At 75.2% G+C, this 17,434-nt stretch carries 17 protein-coding genes; 11 read left to right on the top strand and 6 right to left on the bottom strand.

Annotated elements, in window-relative coordinates; genetic code table 11:
* The first annotated feature begins 151 nt into the window (after positions 1-151).
* Positions 152-922 (top strand): DUF5995 family protein, encoded by a 771-nt coding sequence (locus PKE99_RS14630; protein ID WP_037038658.1) that lies wholly within the window; start codon positions 152-154, stop codon positions 920-922.
* A gap of 19 nt (positions 923-941) precedes the next feature.
* On the opposite strand, the gene PKE99_RS14625 is transcribed toward PKE99_RS14630, so the two are convergent.
* Genes PKE99_RS14625 through PKE99_RS14605 form a run of 5 tightly spaced genes read right to left on the bottom strand, consistent with a single transcriptional unit; the run spans position 942 to position 7,779 of the window.
* A complete protein-coding gene (locus PKE99_RS14625) occupies positions 942-2,597 on the bottom strand; it encodes a thiamine pyrophosphate-dependent enzyme (protein ID WP_051736480.1) in 1,656 nt (551 codons plus the stop codon).
* Positions 2,590-3,909, bottom strand: coding sequence for an MFS transporter (locus PKE99_RS14620; RefSeq protein WP_037038660.1), 1,320 nt, complete (start codon positions 3,907-3,909; stop codon positions 2,590-2,592). The genes PKE99_RS14625 and PKE99_RS14620 overlap by 8 nt, the downstream gene beginning before the upstream one ends.
* On the bottom strand, positions 3,906-5,525 hold the full coding sequence (locus PKE99_RS14615) for an amidohydrolase (RefSeq protein WP_037038663.1): 1,620 nt from the start codon (positions 5,523-5,525) through the stop codon (positions 3,906-3,908). Before PKE99_RS14615 ends, PKE99_RS14620 begins: the two co-directional genes overlap by 4 nt.
* Positions 5,526-5,527: 2 nt before the next feature.
* Positions 5,528-7,201: an urease subunit alpha gene (locus PKE99_RS14610; RefSeq protein ID WP_037038666.1), complete on the bottom strand. Its 1,674-nt coding sequence runs from the start codon at positions 7,199-7,201 to the stop codon at positions 5,528-5,530.
* Complete coding sequence (locus PKE99_RS14605; RefSeq protein WP_037039185.1) at positions 7,198-7,779, bottom strand: urease subunit gamma; 582 nt, start codon at positions 7,777-7,779, stop codon at positions 7,198-7,200. The genes PKE99_RS14610 and PKE99_RS14605 overlap by 4 nt, the downstream gene beginning before the upstream one ends.
* Positions 7,780-7,853: 74 nt before the next feature.
* On the opposite strand from PKE99_RS14605, the gene PKE99_RS14600 reads away from it, so the two are divergent.
* The 10 genes from PKE99_RS14600 (at position 7,854) to PKE99_RS14555 (ending at position 16,214) form a co-directional block, all read left to right on the top strand.
* Positions 7,854-9,047, top strand: coding sequence for a PucR family transcriptional regulator (locus PKE99_RS14600; protein WP_156066894.1), 1,194 nt, complete (start codon positions 7,854-7,856; stop codon positions 9,045-9,047).
* An 11-nt stretch (positions 9,048-9,058) separates the two neighbouring features.
* On the top strand, positions 9,059-9,442 hold the full coding sequence (locus PKE99_RS14595) for an ArsR/SmtB family transcription factor (RefSeq protein WP_051736482.1): 384 nt from the start codon (positions 9,059-9,061) through the stop codon (positions 9,440-9,442).
* The gene (locus PKE99_RS14590) at positions 9,439-9,924 is read left to right on the top strand and encodes an SRPBCC family protein (RefSeq protein WP_037038668.1); all 486 of its coding nucleotides are present in this window, start codon (positions 9,439-9,441) and stop codon (positions 9,922-9,924) included. Before PKE99_RS14595 ends, PKE99_RS14590 begins: the two co-directional genes overlap by 4 nt.
* Positions 9,925-10,074: 150 nt before the next feature.
* Positions 10,075-10,650 carry a biotin transporter BioY gene (locus PKE99_RS14585; RefSeq protein WP_037038669.1) on the top strand — a complete coding sequence of 192 codons (576 nt, stop codon included), beginning with the start codon at positions 10,075-10,077 and terminating at the stop codon, positions 10,648-10,650.
* Positions 10,647-11,915 (top strand): AMP-binding protein, encoded by a 1,269-nt coding sequence (locus PKE99_RS14580; protein WP_231497981.1) that lies wholly within the window; start codon positions 10,647-10,649, stop codon positions 11,913-11,915. The genes PKE99_RS14585 and PKE99_RS14580 overlap by 4 nt, the downstream gene beginning before the upstream one ends.
* On the top strand, positions 11,912-13,066 hold the full coding sequence (locus PKE99_RS14575) for a thiolase family protein (RefSeq protein ID WP_051736483.1): 1,155 nt from the start codon (positions 11,912-11,914) through the stop codon (positions 13,064-13,066). Before PKE99_RS14580 ends, PKE99_RS14575 begins: the two co-directional genes overlap by 4 nt.
* Complete coding sequence (locus PKE99_RS14570; RefSeq protein ID WP_037038672.1) at positions 13,063-13,740, top strand: energy-coupling factor ABC transporter ATP-binding protein; 678 nt, start codon at positions 13,063-13,065, stop codon at positions 13,738-13,740. The genes PKE99_RS14575 and PKE99_RS14570 overlap by 4 nt, the downstream gene beginning before the upstream one ends.
* Positions 13,737-14,414, top strand: coding sequence for an energy-coupling factor transporter transmembrane component T family protein (locus PKE99_RS14565; protein ID WP_051736484.1), 678 nt, complete (start codon positions 13,737-13,739; stop codon positions 14,412-14,414). The genes PKE99_RS14570 and PKE99_RS14565 overlap by 4 nt, the downstream gene beginning before the upstream one ends.
* 64 nt (positions 14,415-14,478) lie before the next feature.
* On the top strand, positions 14,479-15,423 hold the full coding sequence (locus tag PKE99_RS14560; RefSeq protein ID WP_269322895.1) for an alpha/beta hydrolase: 945 nt from the start codon (positions 14,479-14,481) through the stop codon (positions 15,421-15,423).
* Positions 15,420-16,214 carry an acyl-CoA thioesterase gene (locus PKE99_RS14555; RefSeq protein WP_037038673.1) on the top strand — a complete coding sequence of 265 codons (795 nt, stop codon included), beginning with the start codon at positions 15,420-15,422 and terminating at the stop codon, positions 16,212-16,214. Before PKE99_RS14560 ends, PKE99_RS14555 begins: the two co-directional genes overlap by 4 nt.
* Before the next feature lie 151 nt (positions 16,215-16,365).
* Here the strand turns inward: PKE99_RS14555 and bldD are convergent, their stop codons facing one another.
* Entirely contained in the window at positions 16,366-16,857 is a 492-nt protein-coding gene (gene bldD / locus PKE99_RS14550) for a transcriptional regulator BldD (RefSeq protein WP_037038677.1), read from the bottom strand.
* Between the last annotated feature and the right edge of the window lie 577 nt (positions 16,858-17,434).

Raw genomic sequence — 17,434 nt, 5'->3', positions numbered from 1 at the left:
CGCCCACCACTGAGCCGCCCACCACTGAGCCGCCCGCCACTGAGCCGCCCACTGCTACTCCAGAGCCGAAGGTCCGGGCCGTCGGTCGGTATCGCGGGACCGCCGTCCGTGCTCTCCTCGTGCGGGGCGGGTGACGAGGGGAGCACGGACGGTGGCACGGAACCTGGCGGACTGCTGCAGCGACGTCGCGACGATCGCGGACGTGGTGAAGGTGCTCGGCGCGATCCGGGATGCGTCGGCCGAGGACATCATGCGTCCGGAGGTCGACGGCATCTCCTGCTTCTCGCGGCTCTACACGATCATCACGCAGAACGTGCTGGACACCGTGGAGGGCCGCAAACCGAAGCGGGAGTTCAAGGACCCGGACTTCCTGACCCTGCTCGACCTCGAGTTCGCACGCCGGTACATCGCCGCGATCAGGGCGTACGAGGCCGGCCGCGGGGACACCCCGAAGAGCTGGGACGTGCTGTTCGAGCGCCGGCGCAAGGCCGGCATCGGGCACGTCAACTTCGCCGCGGCGGGCGTGAACGCCCACGTGAACTTCGACCTGGCCTTCGCGCTGCTCGAGACATGGAAGACCTTCCCGCCGACCCCCGACCGGCGCTCGGACTACGACCAGGTCAACGAGATCTTCGCCGAGGAGATGGACCAGCTCCGCGAGGACTTCGACGCCTTCCTGGCCGAGGTCGCGCCGGACGGCAGCGCGGTCGACCGGTTCGGCAACGCCGCGTCGGACCTCCTCGTCCGGGTCACCCGGGCGCTCGCCTGGGAGGCGGCCGAGGAGGTCTGGGAGCACCACGACGAGAAGCAGGCGGACGGCGGCCCGGCCTACCGGAAGGCCTTCGACCGGATGGAGCGCCGGCTCGACCGCACCGCCTGGATCCTCGGTTGGGGTGTGTTGACCGCACCCGACCTGCCCTGACCCCACCGACGCCGGCACCTCACACCCCGCGCGGCTGGAGGATCTCCGGGTCCACGTCGAGGTGCAGCATCGCGGCCCGGCCCCCCGCGACGGCGGCGAGGGCACGGTCGAGCGCGGCCGGGACGTCGTCGGTGCGGGAGAGCCGCTCGCCGTGCAGGCCGAAGGAGCGCGCCAGCGCGCCGAAGTCCGGGTTGACCAGCGCCGTGCCGCTGGGCCGGCCCGGGTGGTGGCGCTGCTGGTGCTGGCGGATCGTGCCGTAGCCCGAGTTGTCCGCGATCACCACGAGCGGCGTGGCGCCGTAGGCCGCGGCGGTGGCGAGCTCCTGGCCGTTCATGAGGAAGCAGCCGTCCCCGGCCACGCAGACGACCTGTCGCCCGGGGTGGACGAGCGAGGCGGCGACGGCGGCGGGCAGCCCGTAGCCCATCGCCCCGTTGCGCGGTGCGAGCAGCGAGGGGAACGAGTGCCGCGGCAGGAACCGCTGCGCCCAGATCGCGTGCTGGCCCGCGCCGTGGGCGACGATCGCGTCCGGCGTCATCCGCTCCGCCAGCGCGGCGGTGGCCACGTCGAGGTCGACGTACTCGCTGCGCACCGGCGCGCCGGGCGTCGCGAACTTCTCGCGGGCGGCGCGCAGCCCCTCCCACCACCCCGGCTCCGCGGCGGGTCCCTCGGGGAGCGCGCCGGCGAAGGCGGCCGGGGTCGCCAGCAGGTGCAGGTCGACGCGGCGCTGGTGCGCCCGCAGGTCGGGGTCGGCGGAGACGACGACCGTCGGTGCGTCCGGGTTCCCGCGGGTGTAGCCGCCGGAGAGCACGTCGCCGTACTGCCCGCCGACGAAGAGCAGCAGGTCGGCGCGGTCGAGGGCGTCGAGCAGGCCGGGGTCGGAGCCGTAGCCGAACCAGCCGGCGTAGGCGGGGCTGTCGTGGTCGACCATGTCCTGGCACCGCCAGTCGGCGACGACCGGGAAGCGCCGCCGCTCGCACCACGCGGTCACGGCCGCCGCCGCGTCGGCCGTCCAGCCGGTCCCGCCGACGATCACGAGCGGCCGCTCCGCCCGGCCGAGCAGCACCTCGAGCTCCTCGGCCTGGGGTGCGGAGACGGCACCGCCGGAGAAGGCCCGCGCCGGGACGACGGGTGCGGAGGTCTTGGCCGTGAGGACGTCCTCGGGCAGGCCGATCACCACGGGGCCCGGCCGGCCCGCCGTCGCCACCGCGAAGGCCTCGGCCACCTGCTCGGCCGCGCGCTCCGGCCGGTCGAGGGTGATCACCCGCTTCGCCGTGGTGCCGAACCAGCCGCCGAGGGAGAACTCCTGGAAGGACTCCCGGTCCCGGTCGGCGACCGGGACCAGGCCGACGAGCAGGATCATCGGTGTGGCGTCCTGCCAGGCGGTGTGTACCGCGATGGCCGCGTTGGCCGCGCCCGGGCCGCGGGTCACGGCGACCACGCCGGGCCGGCCGGTCAGCCGGGCCTCGGCCAGGGCCATGAACCCGGCGCCGCCTTCCTGCCGGCACACGACCATGTCGATCGGGGAGTCGTGCAGCGCGTCGAGCACCTCGAGGTAGCTCTCGCCGGGGACGCCGTACACGCGCGGCACCCCGAGCGCCTCCAGCTGCGCGACGAGCAGCGCGCCCGCGGTCCGCTCCGCGCCGGTCCGGCCGGCCCCTGCCGACTGCTCACCCACGGATGCCGACCTCCTGCACCTCGTCGTCCCGCCCCAGGGCGACCCTGGGGGCGAGCATGCCCGAGATCGCGGTGATCAGGGCGATCACGATCAGGAGCAGCGCCGCGGTCCACGACGCTCCGCCGGCCCCGGCGAGGAAGGCCGAGGCGACGAGCGGCACGAACCCGCTGACCACGCCGGCGACGTTGGCCGACAGGGCCACGCCGGAGTAGCGCAGCCGGGCCGGGAACAGCTCGGTGAGCAGCGCACCGGAGACGGCGTAGGGGATCGACAGGCAGGCGACGCCCAGGGTCACGCCGATGATCACCAGTGCGGCGGCCTTCGAGTCGATCAACCAGAACATCGGGAACGCGGCGACCGCGGAGATGACACCGCCCGCGACGGTGACCCGGGCCGCCCCGTACCGCTCCGCGAGCCGGCCGCCGGTGATCAGCACGAGGATCTCGACGGCGGCCGCGACGAGCGTGGCGCCCAGCATCAGCGCCTGCGGCAGCTTGAGCGTGGCCGTGCCGTAGCTGATCACGAACGTGGTGGCCAGGTAGAACCCGCCGACGCCGAGGAACGCCGAGCCGCCGCCCACCATCAGCTGCGGGAAGGAGCGCAGCAGGACGTCCTTCACCGGCGAGCTCGCCCGCTCGTCCTCGGCCAGCAGCTGCTCGAACAGCGGCGACTCCTCGACCCGGCGGCGCAGGTACAGCGCCACGGCGAGCAGCGGGAAGGCGATGAGGAACGGGATCCGCCAGCCCCAGGAGTCGAAGCTCTCCTTCGGCAGCGCGGACACCGCGAGGAACGCCCCCGAGGACAGCAGCGTGCCGATGGGCGAGCCGATCTGCGGCATCGCGGCGTAGCGGCCGCGCTTGTCCTTCGGGGCGTGCTCCACGGCGAGGGTGACCGCGCCGCCCCACTCGCCGCCGACCGCGATGCCCTGCAGCAGCCGCAGCACGGTGAGGGCGATCGGGGCGAGGACGCCGATCGACAAGGCGGTCGGCAGCACACCGATCAGCCCGGTGACGATGCCGATCATCGTGACGGTGACGATCAGGCAGGTCCGCCGGCCGATCCGGTCGCCGAGGTGGCCGAACAGGATCGCGCCCAACGGCCGGGCAGCGAACCCGACGGCGAAGGTCGCGAACGCCGCGAGCGTGGCCGCCGCCGGTGACCCGGTGAAGAACAGCCGGTTGAACACCAGCGAGGCCGCCGTGCCGAAGAGGAAGAAGTCGTACCACTCGAGGGCGGTGCCGACGAAGGCGCCGAAGGCGACCTTCCGCGCCTCGCGGTCGCTGACGACCGCGGTGTGCGCCGGTGTGCTCATGACATCTCCTGGGTGTCGAGACCGAGCGTGGTGGAGCCGTGGGTGGGACGTCCGCCGAGGAGCGTCGCGACCACCTCGGTCGCGCCGATCCGGTCGGCGGGGACGGTCAGCACGTCGTCGCCGAGGACGACGAGGTCGGCGTGCTTGCCGGGGGTGAGGGAGCCGCGGATGCGCTCGTCGCCGGCGATCCACGCGGCGTCGAGGGTGTAGGCACGCAGGGCCGCGGCGGCCGTGACGCGCTCGTCGGGGCCGAGCACCGCGCCGTCCCGGGTGCGCCGCTCGACCATCGACTGCATGCCGAGCAGCGGGGCGCCGAGCGCGACGGGCCGGTCGGAGCTGCCCGGGACGCGCAGGCCGGCGCGGTGGAACCCGCCGACCCGGTAGAGCGAGTCCGCGCGGTCCGGTCCGACGGCGGCGGCCATCGTGTCGCCGATCTCGTACAGGAACCGCGCCTGCGGCACCGGCGTGACGCCGAGGTCGGCCATCCGCGCGATCTGCGCCTCGGTCGTCACGGCGGCGTGCTCGATCCGGTGCCGCACCTCCGGCCGCGGGCGCTCCTTCTGCGCCTCGGCGAAGGTGTCGAGGGCGAGGTCCACGGCCCGGTCGCCGATGGCGTGCGCCGCCACGGTCCAGCCGGACACGTGCGCGTCGACCACCCGCCGGCGCAGCAGCTCCGGATCGTCCTGCAGGTAGCCGTGGGAGTGCCGGTCGCAGAAGGGGTGCAGCATGGCCGCGGTCCGGGCCACCAGCGACCCGTCGAGGAAGATCTTCATCGGGCCGAGCCGGAGCATGTCGTCGCCGAACCCGGTGCGCAGCCCGAGGTCCAGGCCGAAGCGGTCCGGGTCGCTCGCGTGGCCCCGCACCGGGTGCAGGGCGTCGGAGACCGGCATGACCTGCACCCGGACGTCGAGCGGGCCCGCCTGCTGGTACGCGCCGAGCTCGAGCCCGGAGCGGCCGATCCAGCCGCCGCCGACGCCGCACTCGGTGACGTGGGTGAGGCCCTCGCCCGCGTACACCGCCGCCGCCCGCCGGATCGCCGTCGCGAGGTCGGCCAGGGGATGGGGCACCACGAGCTCGCCGACGAGGTTCTGGGCCTGCTCCTCGAGGGTCCCGGTCGGCCCGTCCTCGTCGGTCACGACCACGCCGCCCTCGGGCACCGGCCGGTCGCCGATCAGGTCGAGCACCGGCGAGTTCACGGTGCAGACGTGCCCGGAGCGGTGCTTGAGCCAGACCTTGCGGCCGCCCGCGGCCCGGTCCAGCTCCCGCCGGTGCGGGTGCCCGCCGAGGGTGGTGTCGTCGTAGCCGGAACCGACGACCCAGGCGTCGGCGGGCAGGGTCGCCGCGCGCTCGGCGACGGCCGCGTACAGCGCGTCGAGGTCCGGCAGGCCGGCGAGGGCGATCTCGGAGAGCGACTGGCCGAACCAGCCCATGTGGTTGTGCGCGTCGCCGAAGCCGGGGACCACGGTGGCGCCCTGCAGGTCGATCTCGCGGCGGGCGCGCAGGCCGTCGGGGTCGAGGGCGAACACCCGCCCCTGGTGGATCGCGACCGACCGGGCGCGCGGATGGTCCGCGTCGAGCGTGTGGATCGTCGCGTTGTGCAGCAGCAGGTCGATCATGCTCACCCCAGGTGGTGGAGCCGGGTCAGGGGCAGGGAGGGGGAGCGGTGCAGCGGCACGTCGCGGCCGTCGACGCGCACCGGGATCGGCTCGGGGGCCACCTCGACCTGCGGCGTCGCCGTGTTGTGCAGCATGTCCGCGCAGCTCAGGCCGCGGCTGTCCGCGATGCTCGCGTAGACGCGTCCGGCGGGCAGGCCCGCGCGGTCGGCGTGCTCGGAGACGAAGACGTGCGCCAGCCGCGACGGCGCGGTGCCCAGCCCGCCGTAGAAGGGCCGCATCCGCCGCGGCTGGGTGAGCCGCGTCGAGCCGGAGCCCGAGCCCGCGGCGCCCCAGGCGACGAAGCCGGACTTGAGCACCAGGTCGGGCTGCGCGCCGAACCAGGCCGGGTTCCACAGCACGAGGTCGGCGAGCAGCCCGGGCCGGACGGAGCCGACGTGGTGCGCGAGCCCGTGCGCGACCGCCGGGTTGTGCGTGAGCTTGGCCAGGTAGCGCAGGACCCGGGCGTTGTTGACGACGTCGGGGCTGGTCTCCCCGGCCAGCGTCGCCTGCACGTGGGCGAGCTGCCAGGTGCGGCGGGCGGTCTCGCCGATCCGGCCCATGCCCAGGGCGTCGGAGTTGACGATCGCGATCGCGCCGGTGTCGTGCAGGGCGTTCTCCGCGGAGATCGCGTGCTCGCGGATGCGGCTCGCCGCGATGCTCGCGTCGCTGGGCACGTGCGCGTGCCCGCGGTGCACCGTGAGGGTCATCGGGCCCAGCTCGGCCACGGTCGACGGGGTGAGCGGCAGCGTCGGCGTCGTCGACGAGGTGAGGACGTTGTCCTTCGAGACGATCGTTAGAAGGTCGGGATGCCCGCCGCCGCCCTCGACGTGGTAGGCGTGCACGGTACGGCCGCCGACGGCGTCGAGGGTGTCGGCGAGGTAGCCGGACTCGTTGAGGGTGTCGGTGTGCAGGGCGACGGGCAGGTCCGCGCCCTCCGCCACTCCCAGGCACGTGTCGATCACCGGGGGAGTGGCGCCCCAGTCCTCGTGGATCTTGAACCCGCCGGCGCCGGCGGCCACCGCCTCCTCGAGCAGCGCGGCGCTGGTGGAACTGCCGCGGGCGAGGAACGCGGCGTTGATCGGCACGTCCGCCCAGCCCTCGATCAGGGTGTGGAGGTTGCGGCGGGGGTTGGCGCCGACGTCCCACACCCCGCCCATGCCCATCCCGACCAGCGTGGTCACACCGGCGGCGAGCGCGGCCCCGGCGAGGTCGGCGTTGGACAGGTGCACGTGCGAGTCGACGACGCCGGGGGTGCAGATCAGCCCCTCGCCCGTGATCATGGCGGTGTGGGCGTCGACCTCCAGCTCGACCCCGGCCTGGACCTGCGGGTTGCCCGCCCGCCCGACGCCGACGACCCGCCCGTCCTTGATCCCGATGTTGGTCTTGCGGACGCCGAGCAGCGGGTCGACCAGCACCACCCCGAGGACGATCATGTCCAGGGCGCTGGCCCGGTCGGCGGAGCTGCTGACCAGCGCGCCGTGCCGGGCGGTCTTGCCGCAGCCGCCGAGGAGCTCCTCGCCGGGCTCGGTGTCGTCGGCCTCGATCTCGATCCAGAGGTCGGTGTCGGCCAACCGGATCCGGTCGCCCGTCGTCGGCCCGTACAGCCGGGCGTACTCGCGGCGCTCGACGGTCGTCATCCGTGCGTCCTTCCCATCCGGACCACCGGGACTTCCCGCTCTGCGCCCGCTTCCACCTTCAGCGACGTCCCGGCCGGCAGATCGAGGCGGAAATTCCCGGCGTCGGCGAGCTCGACCTCCAGCGCCGGGTTCAGCCGGTCGAGCTGGACGTGCGACGACACCCAGATCGCGAGGTGCCCGCGGTTGCGCAGGCGTGCGGTGCCGCGCTCCCGGCCCGGTGCGAGCTCGCGGGGCGGGCCCTCCGCGCGGACGGCCCCCGGCCCGTCGGCGGGCGGGGCGCCGAAGGGGGTGTCGACGTGCACGAGCACCGTTCCGTGCGGGAACAGGGCCTCGACCTGCAGCGCCGGCACGGCGGCGGCGACGCCGTCGACGAGGCGGGCCGGGTCGACGACGGTGCGGGCCCGGGCGACGACCTCCTCGTAGGGCAGGTCGTCCCAGGCCATCTCGCAGATCTCGTCGCAGACCAGGGCGATGGCGTCCGGCGCGCCGAGCTTCGCGCCCCGGTCGAGCCGGCGGCGCGCGAGCGACGCCGCGCTGTGCAGCAGCAGCCGCTCGGTCTCTCGCGGGGTCAGGTGCACCGGCACAGACTGGTCGTTTCGCACTCGCACCGGTACCACTTCGCGCAGCGCGATGTGAGCTGGATGATGTGCAGATGCACAGCCCGCGTGACACGGACGCGCATTCCACGGACGACGCCCGCTGGGCCGTCCTCGTCGGCCGGCTGCGGGCGGACTCCGGGGGACTGGTCGACGAGTTCGTGGAGCGGGTCCGGCGGATCGCCCCGTACGGCCGCGGGCTCGTCCCGCCGGACCGGCTGGTCACCGACGCGGACCTGACCTTCGACCACCTGCTGCGCCGGATCGCGGGGCAGGACGTCCCGGAGCGGCTCGCGGGCGTCGGCGAGGCGATCGGGCGGGACCGGGCCCGGCGCGGCGTCCCGCTCAACGAGCTGCTCTCGGCGGTGCGGCTCGACTTCCGGGTGCTGTGGTCGGCCCTGCGCGACCGCGCAACGCCCGAGGAGCGCGACGTCCTGGTCGCGCGGGTCGAGCAGGTGTGGGCGGTCGTCGAGGACTACACGCTGCAGATCCAGTCCAGCTACCAGGAGGAGGCCGCGCTGCTCGCGCGCGAACGGCACGGGGAGCGGACGGCGCTGGTGGGCGAGCTGCTCGGCAGCGAGAACCCCGATCCGGACCAGGTCGAGCGGGTGGCGCTCGCGCTGGCCGTCGACGTCGACGCGGACTTCCTCGTCGCCGCCGCCGGCGCGGCGTCCGGTGCGGCCCTGCGGCGGGCCGCGGAGGGGCTGGGGGCGGGCGACCGCGTGGTGCACGTGCAGTCGACGGGGGCGCACAGCGTGCTGGTCGCGGAGTGGCAGGGCGGCACGGGGGCGCCGGTACGAGCGGTGCTCGACGGCGTGCAGTGCGGGGTCGGGCCGCTCGCCCACGGGCTGGCCAACGTGCCGCGGTGCGCCCGGCTGGCGACCGAGATCGCGTCGGTCACCACCGGGCCCGGCCCGGTCGAGGTGTCCGCGGCCTGGCTGCCGCTCGCCGCGGGACGGCTGTCCGACACCGCGGCCGAGCTCGTCGACTCGGTGCTGTCCGGACTGGCGGTCGCCGCGCCGGGGGAGCGGGAACGGCTGCTGGAGACGGTGCGCGCGTTCGCGGAGTCCGGCTCGATCAAGGAGGTGGCGGAGCGGTCCTTCTGTCACCGCAACACGGTGCTCAACCGGCTACGCCGCTTCACCGCCCTGACCGGCCGCGATCTCGCGGTGCCCGCGGACGCCGCGGTGGTGCTGCTGGCGCTGGCCGCCGCGAACCGGGGGCTTGTCGCGCTCGGGCGGATGCCCTAACGTACAACCATGTGGTTGTACGTGAGCTGAGTCCGGACGAGGTCGACCGGATCTTCCACGGCCTCGCCGATGCCACCCGGCGGGACATCGTCGAGCAGGTGCTGCGCGAGGCGCAGTCCATCTCGACGCTCGCCCGCCGGTACGAGATGAGCTTCGCCGCGGTGCAGAAGCACGTGGCGGTGCTCGAGCGGGCCGCGCTCGTCACCAAACAGCGGCGCGGACGGGAGCAGCTCGTGCACGGCAACCCGGAGGCCCTGCAGCGGGCCGCCCGCCTGCTCGAGGACTACGAGCGGATCTGGCGGCACCGCGTGCGGGCGATCGAGGACATCCTCGCCGAGGACGTCTCTTCCCCCGACATTCGGACCCAGGATCCCGAGGAGAGGACCGGACCGTGACCGTGATCGACGTCCGCAAGGACCCGCAGGCCCTGACGCTGACCTTCGTCGCCGAGTTCGAGGCGCCCGTCGAGCGGGTGTGGGAGGTGTGGGCGGACCCGCGCCGGCTCGAACGGTGGTGGGGCCCGCCGACCTGGCCGGCCACGTTCGTGGAGCACCAGTTCGTCGTCGGCGGGCGGTCGCGCTACTACATGACCGGTCCCGAGGGGGAGAAGGCCGGCGGCTGGTGGGTGATCACCGCGATCGACGAGCCCCATCGCCTCGAGTTCGACGACGGCTTCGCGGGCGAGGACGGCGAGCCCAACACCGCGATGCCCACGACCCACGCCGTCGTCACGCTGGAGGCGGCGGGTTCGGGCACCCGCATGACCACCGTCAGCACCTTCACCTCCCTCGAGGACCTCGAGAGGCTCACGGCGATGGGCATGGAGGAGGGCATGCGCGAGGCGATGGGCCAGATCGACGCGGTGCTGGCGGGCTGAGGGGCGCGCCCGCGAGATCGGGGGCCGCGGGTGCGAGGGGTGCCCGCGGTCTCGGGTACCGCAGGCGCCGACATCCCACGGACCGGTGAGTGGCGCGGCTGACAGGGGTCGGACCTCGGGGAACGACGTCCGGCTCGTTAGCCTCGTCGGGTGCCCGCCCGAGCGTCGTCGCCCGCCACCGATCTGGCCACCACCGTGGTGTTCGCCGCGTTCATCGCGGTGCTCGGTCTCTTCCCGGGGGTGTACGTCGGCGCCACGGGTGTGCCGATCGTGGTGCAGAACATGGGGCCGTTCCTCGCGGGCGTCCTGGTCGGCGCGAAGCGGGCCGTGTTCGCGGTGGTGCTGTTCCTGGCGCTGGTGGCGATCGGCCTGCCGCTGCTGTCCGGCGGCCGCGGCGGGCTCGCCCCGTTCGTCGGGCCGAGCGGCGGATTCCTGCTGGGCTGGATCCTGTCGGCGCTGGTGTCGGGCCTGATCGCGCAGGCCGGTGCGCGGCGCGGCCGCCCCGGGTTCCCCGTGCTGCTGCTCGCCGCGTTCGCCGGCCTCGTCGCGGACTACGTGATCGGCGTGCCGTGGCTGGCCGTGTACACCGGCTCGTGGAGCACCGCGCTCACCGGGTCGCTGGTCTTCGTGCCCGGTGACCTCGTCAAGGTCGTGGTCGCGGCGCTGATCGCGTCCGTGGTGCACCGCGCCCTCCCCGGACGCCTGGTGGGGACGCGGGCGCGGTGACCGCCGCAGCCGACCGGCCGGTCCCGCCCGTGCTCGGCGGGGCCGCGGTCCCCGACGGGCTGCTGGCCCGGGCGCACGCCGCGGCCGCGGAGCTGGCGCGGCGGGATGTGCGGGAGGGTGGCCGGGTCGCCCTGGAGGGGAGCGGCGACCTCCTCGCCTGGTTCCTCGGCGCGGACCTGCTGGGCGCCGCGACCCTGGTCATCGAGCCGCGCTGGACCGCCCGCGAACGGACGGCCGTGCTCGACGACGCGCGCCCCGACCTCGTCGTCCGGCCCACCGCGACGGAGCCGGGCCCCGCCACCACGCCCGCCGGCGACGGCCGCACCCCCTTCTACCTGCCCACCACCTCCGGCAGCAGCGGCCGCCCGACGGTGCTGCAGCGCTCGCGGGACTCGTGGCTGCGCAGCTTCGCCGCCCTCGGCCCCGTGCCCGGCCCGGTGCTGATCGCGGGCCCGCTGAGCTCGTCGCTCTTCCTCTTCGGGGCCCTGCACGCGCTCTGGTGCGGCGCCGAGCTCCGGCTCGGGCGGGCCGCGGACGCCCGCGCGGCCGCGACGACCCACGTCGTCCCGGCGATGCTCGCCGATCTCGTCGCCACCCAGGAGCGGGCCCCCGCGGAGTCCGCGCTCCGGACCGTCGTCTGCGGCGGGGCGCACCTCGGCGACGGCCTGCGCGCGCGGTTCCGGCAGGCCTTCCCCGCGGCCGAGCTCGTCGAGTACTACGGCTCGGCCGAGCACTCCCTGGTCGCGGTCCGGCGCGGCGACGGGCTGCGGCCGGTGCCGGGCGTCGACCTCGACGTCCGGGACGGCACGCTCTGGGTCCGCTCGCCCCTCGCCGCCGACGGCGCCCTGCGCGCCGGTCGCCTCGAGCCCGCCGGGGCGTGGACCACCGTCGGCGACCGCGTCGACCTCCACGACGGCCTGCTCACCGTGCACGGCCGCGGCTCCGCCGTGATCTCCAGCGGTGGCCGGCTCGTGGCCGCCGAGGAGGTGGAGACCGTGCTGCGCGAGGTCCCGGGCGTCGACGACGTCGTGGTCACCGGGACCCCGCACGCCCGCCTCGGCGCGCTGGTCACCGCCGTCGTCGAGGGGGAGCCTCCGCTGGCCGAGCTGCGCGCGGCGGCCCGCCACGCCCTCGAACCCGGCAAGCGGCCGCGGGTCTGGCTGCGGGCGAAGGCGTTGCCGCGCACCGCCTCCGGCAAGCCCGCCCGGGCCGTGATCGCCGACGAGCTGGCCGCGGGGACCCTCGGCGCGGAGCGCCTCCGATGAGCGCACCCGTGATCGCGCCGGTGATCGTCGCCGCCCGCCGCACCCCGATCGGCACCGCGGGCGGTGTGCTGCGCGACCTCGCCGCGGACGAGCTGGCCGCTCCCGTGCTCCGAACCGTGCTCGCGGACACCGGGCTCACCACCGTCGACGACGTCCTGCTCGGCAACGTCTTCGGCCCCGGCGGCAACACCGCCCGGGTGGCTGCCCTGCGCGCCGGCCTCGGCGCGGAGGTCCCCGGCCTCACCGTCGACCGGCAGTGCGCCAGCGGGCTCGCGGCGATCACTCTGGCCGCCACTCTTCTCGGGGCCGGGGAGGGCGAGGTGTACCTGGCGGGCGGCGTCGAGAGCGCGTCGACCGCCCCGCACCGCCTGTGGCGCACGGATCCGCCGGAGCCGTACACGCGGGCTCCCTTCGCGCCGGCCGAGTTCGGCGACCCGGAGATGGGGGAGGCCGCGGACCTCGTTGCGGCGGAGAACGGGATCTCCCGCGAGCGGCAGGACCGCTTCGCGCTGCGCAGCCACGAGCGCGCGATGGCCGCCCAGGTCGCGGGCCGGTTCGACGACGAGCTGGTCGAGGTCGCCGGGGTCCGGCGCGACCAACGCCCCCGGGCGGGATTCACCGCCGCGCGGCTGGCGCGCTTCCGGCCCGCCTTCACGCCCGACGGCACGGCGACGGCGGCCAACTCGTGCGGCGTCAGCGACGGCGCCGCCGCGGTGCTGATCGTGTCGGAGCGCGTGCGCCGCGAGCGGAACCTGCCCGGGTTGCGGCTGGTGGCGAGCGCGACCTCCGGCTGCGACCCGCGGCGGCTCGGGCTGGGCGTCGTCCCGGCCCTGCGCGAGGTGCTCGAGCACGGCACGCCGCAGGTCGTCGAGTTCACCGAGGCCTTCGCCGGGCAGGCGCTCGCCTGCCTCGACGCCGCCGGGCTCGACGAGGAGGCGGTCAACCCCGACGGCGGCGCCATCGCCCTCGGCCATCCCTGGGGCGCCTCGGGCGCGGTCCTGGTGGTGCGGCTGTTCACGCAGCTCGTGCGCCAGGGGCGGGGCGGGGCCGGGCTGTCCGCGCTGTCCGCGGGCGGCGGGCTGGGCGTCGCGGCCCTGTGGCAGGCCGTCGGGCCGGACGGGGAGCCGGTGCCGGCAGGGGGAGCGCGGTGATCACGTTCGAGGGCGTCGGGCACCGCTACGAGGAGCGGGTGGTGCTGGAGGAGGTCGACCTCGCGCTCCCGGAGCGGCGGATCGGCTTCGTCGGCGCCAACGGCTCGGGCAAGTCCACGCTGGCGCGCATGGTCAACGGGCTGGTCCTGCCGAGCGAGGGCCAGGTGCTGGTCGACGGCCTCGACCCGGCCGAGAAGGGCCCCGCGGTGCGCCGCCGGGTCGGGTTCGTGTTCACCAACCCGGACAGCCAGATCGTGATGCCGACGGCGGGCGAGGACGTCGCGTTCTCGTTGCGCCGCAGCGGGTTGTCGCGGTCGGAGCGCGCCCGCCGGGCCGCCGAGGTGCTCGCTGCGCACGGCCTCGAGGGCTACGCCGACCATCCCGCGCACCAGCTCTCCGGTGGCCAGAAGCAGCTGCTCGCGCTGTGCGGGATGCTCGCCCTGGATCCCGACGTCCTGGTCTGCGACGAGCCGACGACCCTGCTCGACCTGCGCAACACCCGCCGGTTCGCCGAGATCGTCGCCGGGCTGCGGCAGCAGGTGCTGCTGGTGACCCACGACCTCGACCTGCTGGCGGACTTCGACCGGGTCGTGGTGCTCGACGAGGGCCGGGTCGTGGCCGACGACGAGCCGGAGCCCGCGATCCGGCACTACCGGAAGCTGTGCGACACATGACCCCGCTCGGCCTCTACTCGCCCGGGGACAGCCCGCTGCACCGCGCGCCGGCCGGGCCGAAGCTGCTCGTGCTGCTGGCGCTCGTGACGGCGGTCGTGCTCGTCGGCTCGCCGGTCTGGCTCGGCGGCGCCTGCGCGCTCGTCGCCGCCGGGTACTCGGTCGCGCGGATCCCGGCGCACCGGATCCTGCCGCTGGTGCGCACCCTGCTCCTGCTCGCCGTGCTGGTCGGGGCGTTGCAGGTGTGGCTGCTCGGCTGGCGCCCCGCGCTCGTCACGGTCCTGCGGCTCTCGGCCTCCCTCGCCGCGGCGGGCCTGTTCACCTTGACCACCCGCATCGACGCCGTGGTCGCGACGGTCGAGCGCGTGCTCGGCCCGCTGCGCCGGATCGGGGTGCGGCCGGACCGGCTCGGGCTGCTCGTCGGACTGACGGTGCAGGCCGTCACCACGTTGTCCGGCATCGCCGGGTCGGTGCGCGAGGCCGCCCGGGCGCGCGGGGCGGAGCGGTCGCCGACGGCGTTCGCGGTGCCCTTCGTCGTGCGCACCCTCCGGCACGCCGACGAGCTGGGCGAGGCGCTGGCCGCCCGCGGGATCGGCGACGAGGCGGATGATCCCGCCGACCACGAGCTTCCCGACACCGCGTCCGGACGGGGCCGGCGCGACCGTCGGGTGCCGTAACGTCCCGAACCGCGCCACCACCACGACGACCGTCACCACCACCATCGCGACCCAGGAGCCGCCCGTGCCGCAGCCAGTGTCCGGGCGCGATCCCGCGCCCGGTACCCCGCCCGGTGCCCCGCCCGACGCCCCGGCCTGGTTCCGGGCCGCCCTCGCCGCGGAGCCCGAGACGGGCGCGGTCGAGGTCGACGGCGCCGCGGTCGCCTTCCGGGCGTGGGGCCCGCCCGGCGAGGGCGTGCTGCTGATCCACGGCGGGGCCGCGCACGCGCGCTGGTGGGACCACCTGGGGCCGCTGCTCGTCGAGCCCGAGGGTCGGAGGGTGGTCGCCATGGACCTCTCCGGGCACGGCGACTCCGGCCGGCGCGAGCGCTACACGCTGCAGCAGTGGGCCGGGGAGGCGCTCGCGGTGGCGGACGCCGCCGGCCTCGCCCCGCTGCCGGTGATCCTGGGCCACAGCATGGGCGGCATGGTCGCGCTGATCGCCGCTCAGGAGTTCGGCGACCGGCTGGGCGGTGCCGTCGCGATCGACACCCCGGTGCGCGAGATGCCGCCGGAGGACAAGGCCGCCCGGCAGCGCCGGGCCTTCGGGCCGCTCCGCGTCTATGCCGAGCGGGAGCGCGCGATCCGGCACTTCCGGACCGTGCCGCCGCAGGACGGCGAGCCGTACGTGCTGGCGCACATCGCCGAGCACTCGCTGCGCGCGGTCGAGGGCGGGTGGTCGTGGAAGTTCGACCCGCGGGTGTTCGCCCGCAACCCGCTGACCCCGGACGACCTCGACATCCCCGGCTGCCGGGTCGCGCTGTTCCGCGCCGAGCACGGGCTGATGCCGAAGCACATGGGCGAGATGGTGAGCGACCGGCTCGGCCGCGGCGTCCCCGTCGTCGAGATCCCGGCCGCGGCGCACCACGTGATGATCGACTCACCGATCGCACTGGTCACCGGCCTGCGTACGCTGCTGGCCGACTGGCGGCACTCCCGAGCCGCGACCCCCGGGGAGGTTCACGCATGACGGCGACCGAGTCGCGCCGCACCCAGCCCACGCTCCGCGACCTGCTGGAGCTCGAGCGGATCGACCGCGACCTGTTCCGCGCGTGCACGGTCTTCGAGGAGGACTACGCGCTGTTCGGCGGGCAGGTCGCCGCGCAGGCGCTGCTCGCGGCCGGGCGCACGGTGCCCGACGACCGCGCGCCGCACTCGTTGCACGGCTACTACCTGCGCGGCGGGCACGCCTCCCGGCCCACGGTCTTCCAGGTGCACCGGGACCGCGACGGCCGCTCGTTCACCGCGCGCCGGGTCGTCGCGATCCAGGACGGCGAGGTGATCTTCAACATGGCGGCGTCGTTCGCGGTGCCGCAGGACGGCCCCGACACGTCCGTCGACCCCCTCCCGGAGGCGCCCGACCCCGACACGCTGTCCGGTGCGCCGGTGCCGCGCGTGTTCGGCTTCGAGGGCCGCACCGTGCGCGCGCACCCGGGCGCCCGGAGCTACCCGGTCCGCTACTGGACCCGGTGCACCGAGCCGCTGCCGGAGGACCCGCTGGTGCACGCCTCGGCGCTCACCTACATCTCGGACATGTTCGGCGCGTTCCCGCCGGTCGACGGGGGCGTGCCGGGCCCGAGCCTGGACCACGCGATCTGGTTCCACCGGCCCGTGCGGGCCGACGAGTGGATGCTGATCGACCTCGTGCCGCGCAGCGCCGCGGGCGGGCGCAACTGGTACACGGGCACGCTCCACGACCGGACCGGCCGGCACGTCGCCAGCCTCACCCAGGAGTGCCTGTTCCGGGCACCCCGGTCCTGAACACGCCCCTCGAGGAGGGCACGACGGCGGCGGTCCGCAGCCCCGGGACCGCCGCCTCCGGATCGTTCCCCGCCGACCTGGTCACGGTGCCGCGCGCCCTTCCCCGGTGCGCGGTCCCGTGCGGAGCGGGTGACCCGATGCCGTCGTGCCCCTACTCGACCCGGTGCGACGGCCGCGCCTCCGGCGGCAGCACGCCCCAGTCGATGAGCTGGTCGGTCAGCTCGCCCGGGGTCATGTCGTAGATGATCGCCAGCGAGCGCAGGTCCTCGGCGCGGATGGAGAGGACCTTGCCGTTGTAGTCGCCGCGCTGGGACTGGATCGCGGCGGCGTAGCGGGCCAGCGGGCCCACCTTGTCCGCGGGCAGCTGCTGGAGCCGCTCGAGGTTGATGACGATCTTCGTGGCCGGCTCGGAGCCGGAGGGGACACGGCCCTCGGGCAGCAGCTCGGCCACCGGGACCCCGTAGAAGTCGGCCAGCTCGGCGAGCTTCTGGACGGTGACCGCGCGGTCGCCGCGCTCGTACGAGCCGACGACCACCGCCTTCCAGCGGCCCCCGGACTTCTGTTCGACGCCGTGCAGCGACAGCCCCTGTTGCTGCCGGATGGCCCGGAGCTTGCTCCCGAGGGCCTTGGCGTAGTCGCCCATGTGGCGATCTCCTCATTCCTGGTCTTCTCGGCCGTCGTGGGCCGAAAGTGGACCTCGTACCGCTGAGTGGTGAGTGGGTGGTGCTGAGCGCCGACGCGCTCCGGTGGTGCTCGCTGGTCTCGTCGTGGGACGAGGTCGGTGTCGCCGCCGCGGCGGCCACCCTCGCCACTGTCGATCAATACGCAGAGTAATCATGCGCCGGTGTCGCGTCGCAGGTCAAGCCGGGTGGCCCCGGACGGGTGCCAGGTGAGGCTTTCCCACCCGATCGAACGACGGTTCGTCCCCCGACGGCGGTATCAATCGGGCAGTCCGCCCGCCCGGCCGCGACGCCCCGCGAGCGTTGGGACGCATGGTGAACGTGTGGGTGTGGCCCTGCGTGACGGTACGGGCCGTGCCCGTCGCCGCGTGTCCGGGCGCGGTGCGCGGGCGGCCCGACGGGGACCGCTGCGTTGCCCGATCGTGACGCCCCCGTGACCTGGCGGAGCCGTCCCGCGGACGTGACGGACGGCGCTCCCGCCCGGGCGCGACGGAGACCCGCCGCTTGCTAACCTCGGGCACCGACAGTCCTTTAACCCCG

Origin of the sequence: Pseudonocardia halophobica (assembly GCF_027922425.1) — a bacterium.
GTDB classification, from domain to species: Bacteria; Actinomycetota; Actinomycetes; order Mycobacteriales; family Pseudonocardiaceae; genus Pseudonocardia; species Pseudonocardia halophobica.
The sequence above is the reverse complement of the archived record's forward strand: the minus strand, read 5'-3'. Positions and strand labels throughout refer to the sequence as shown.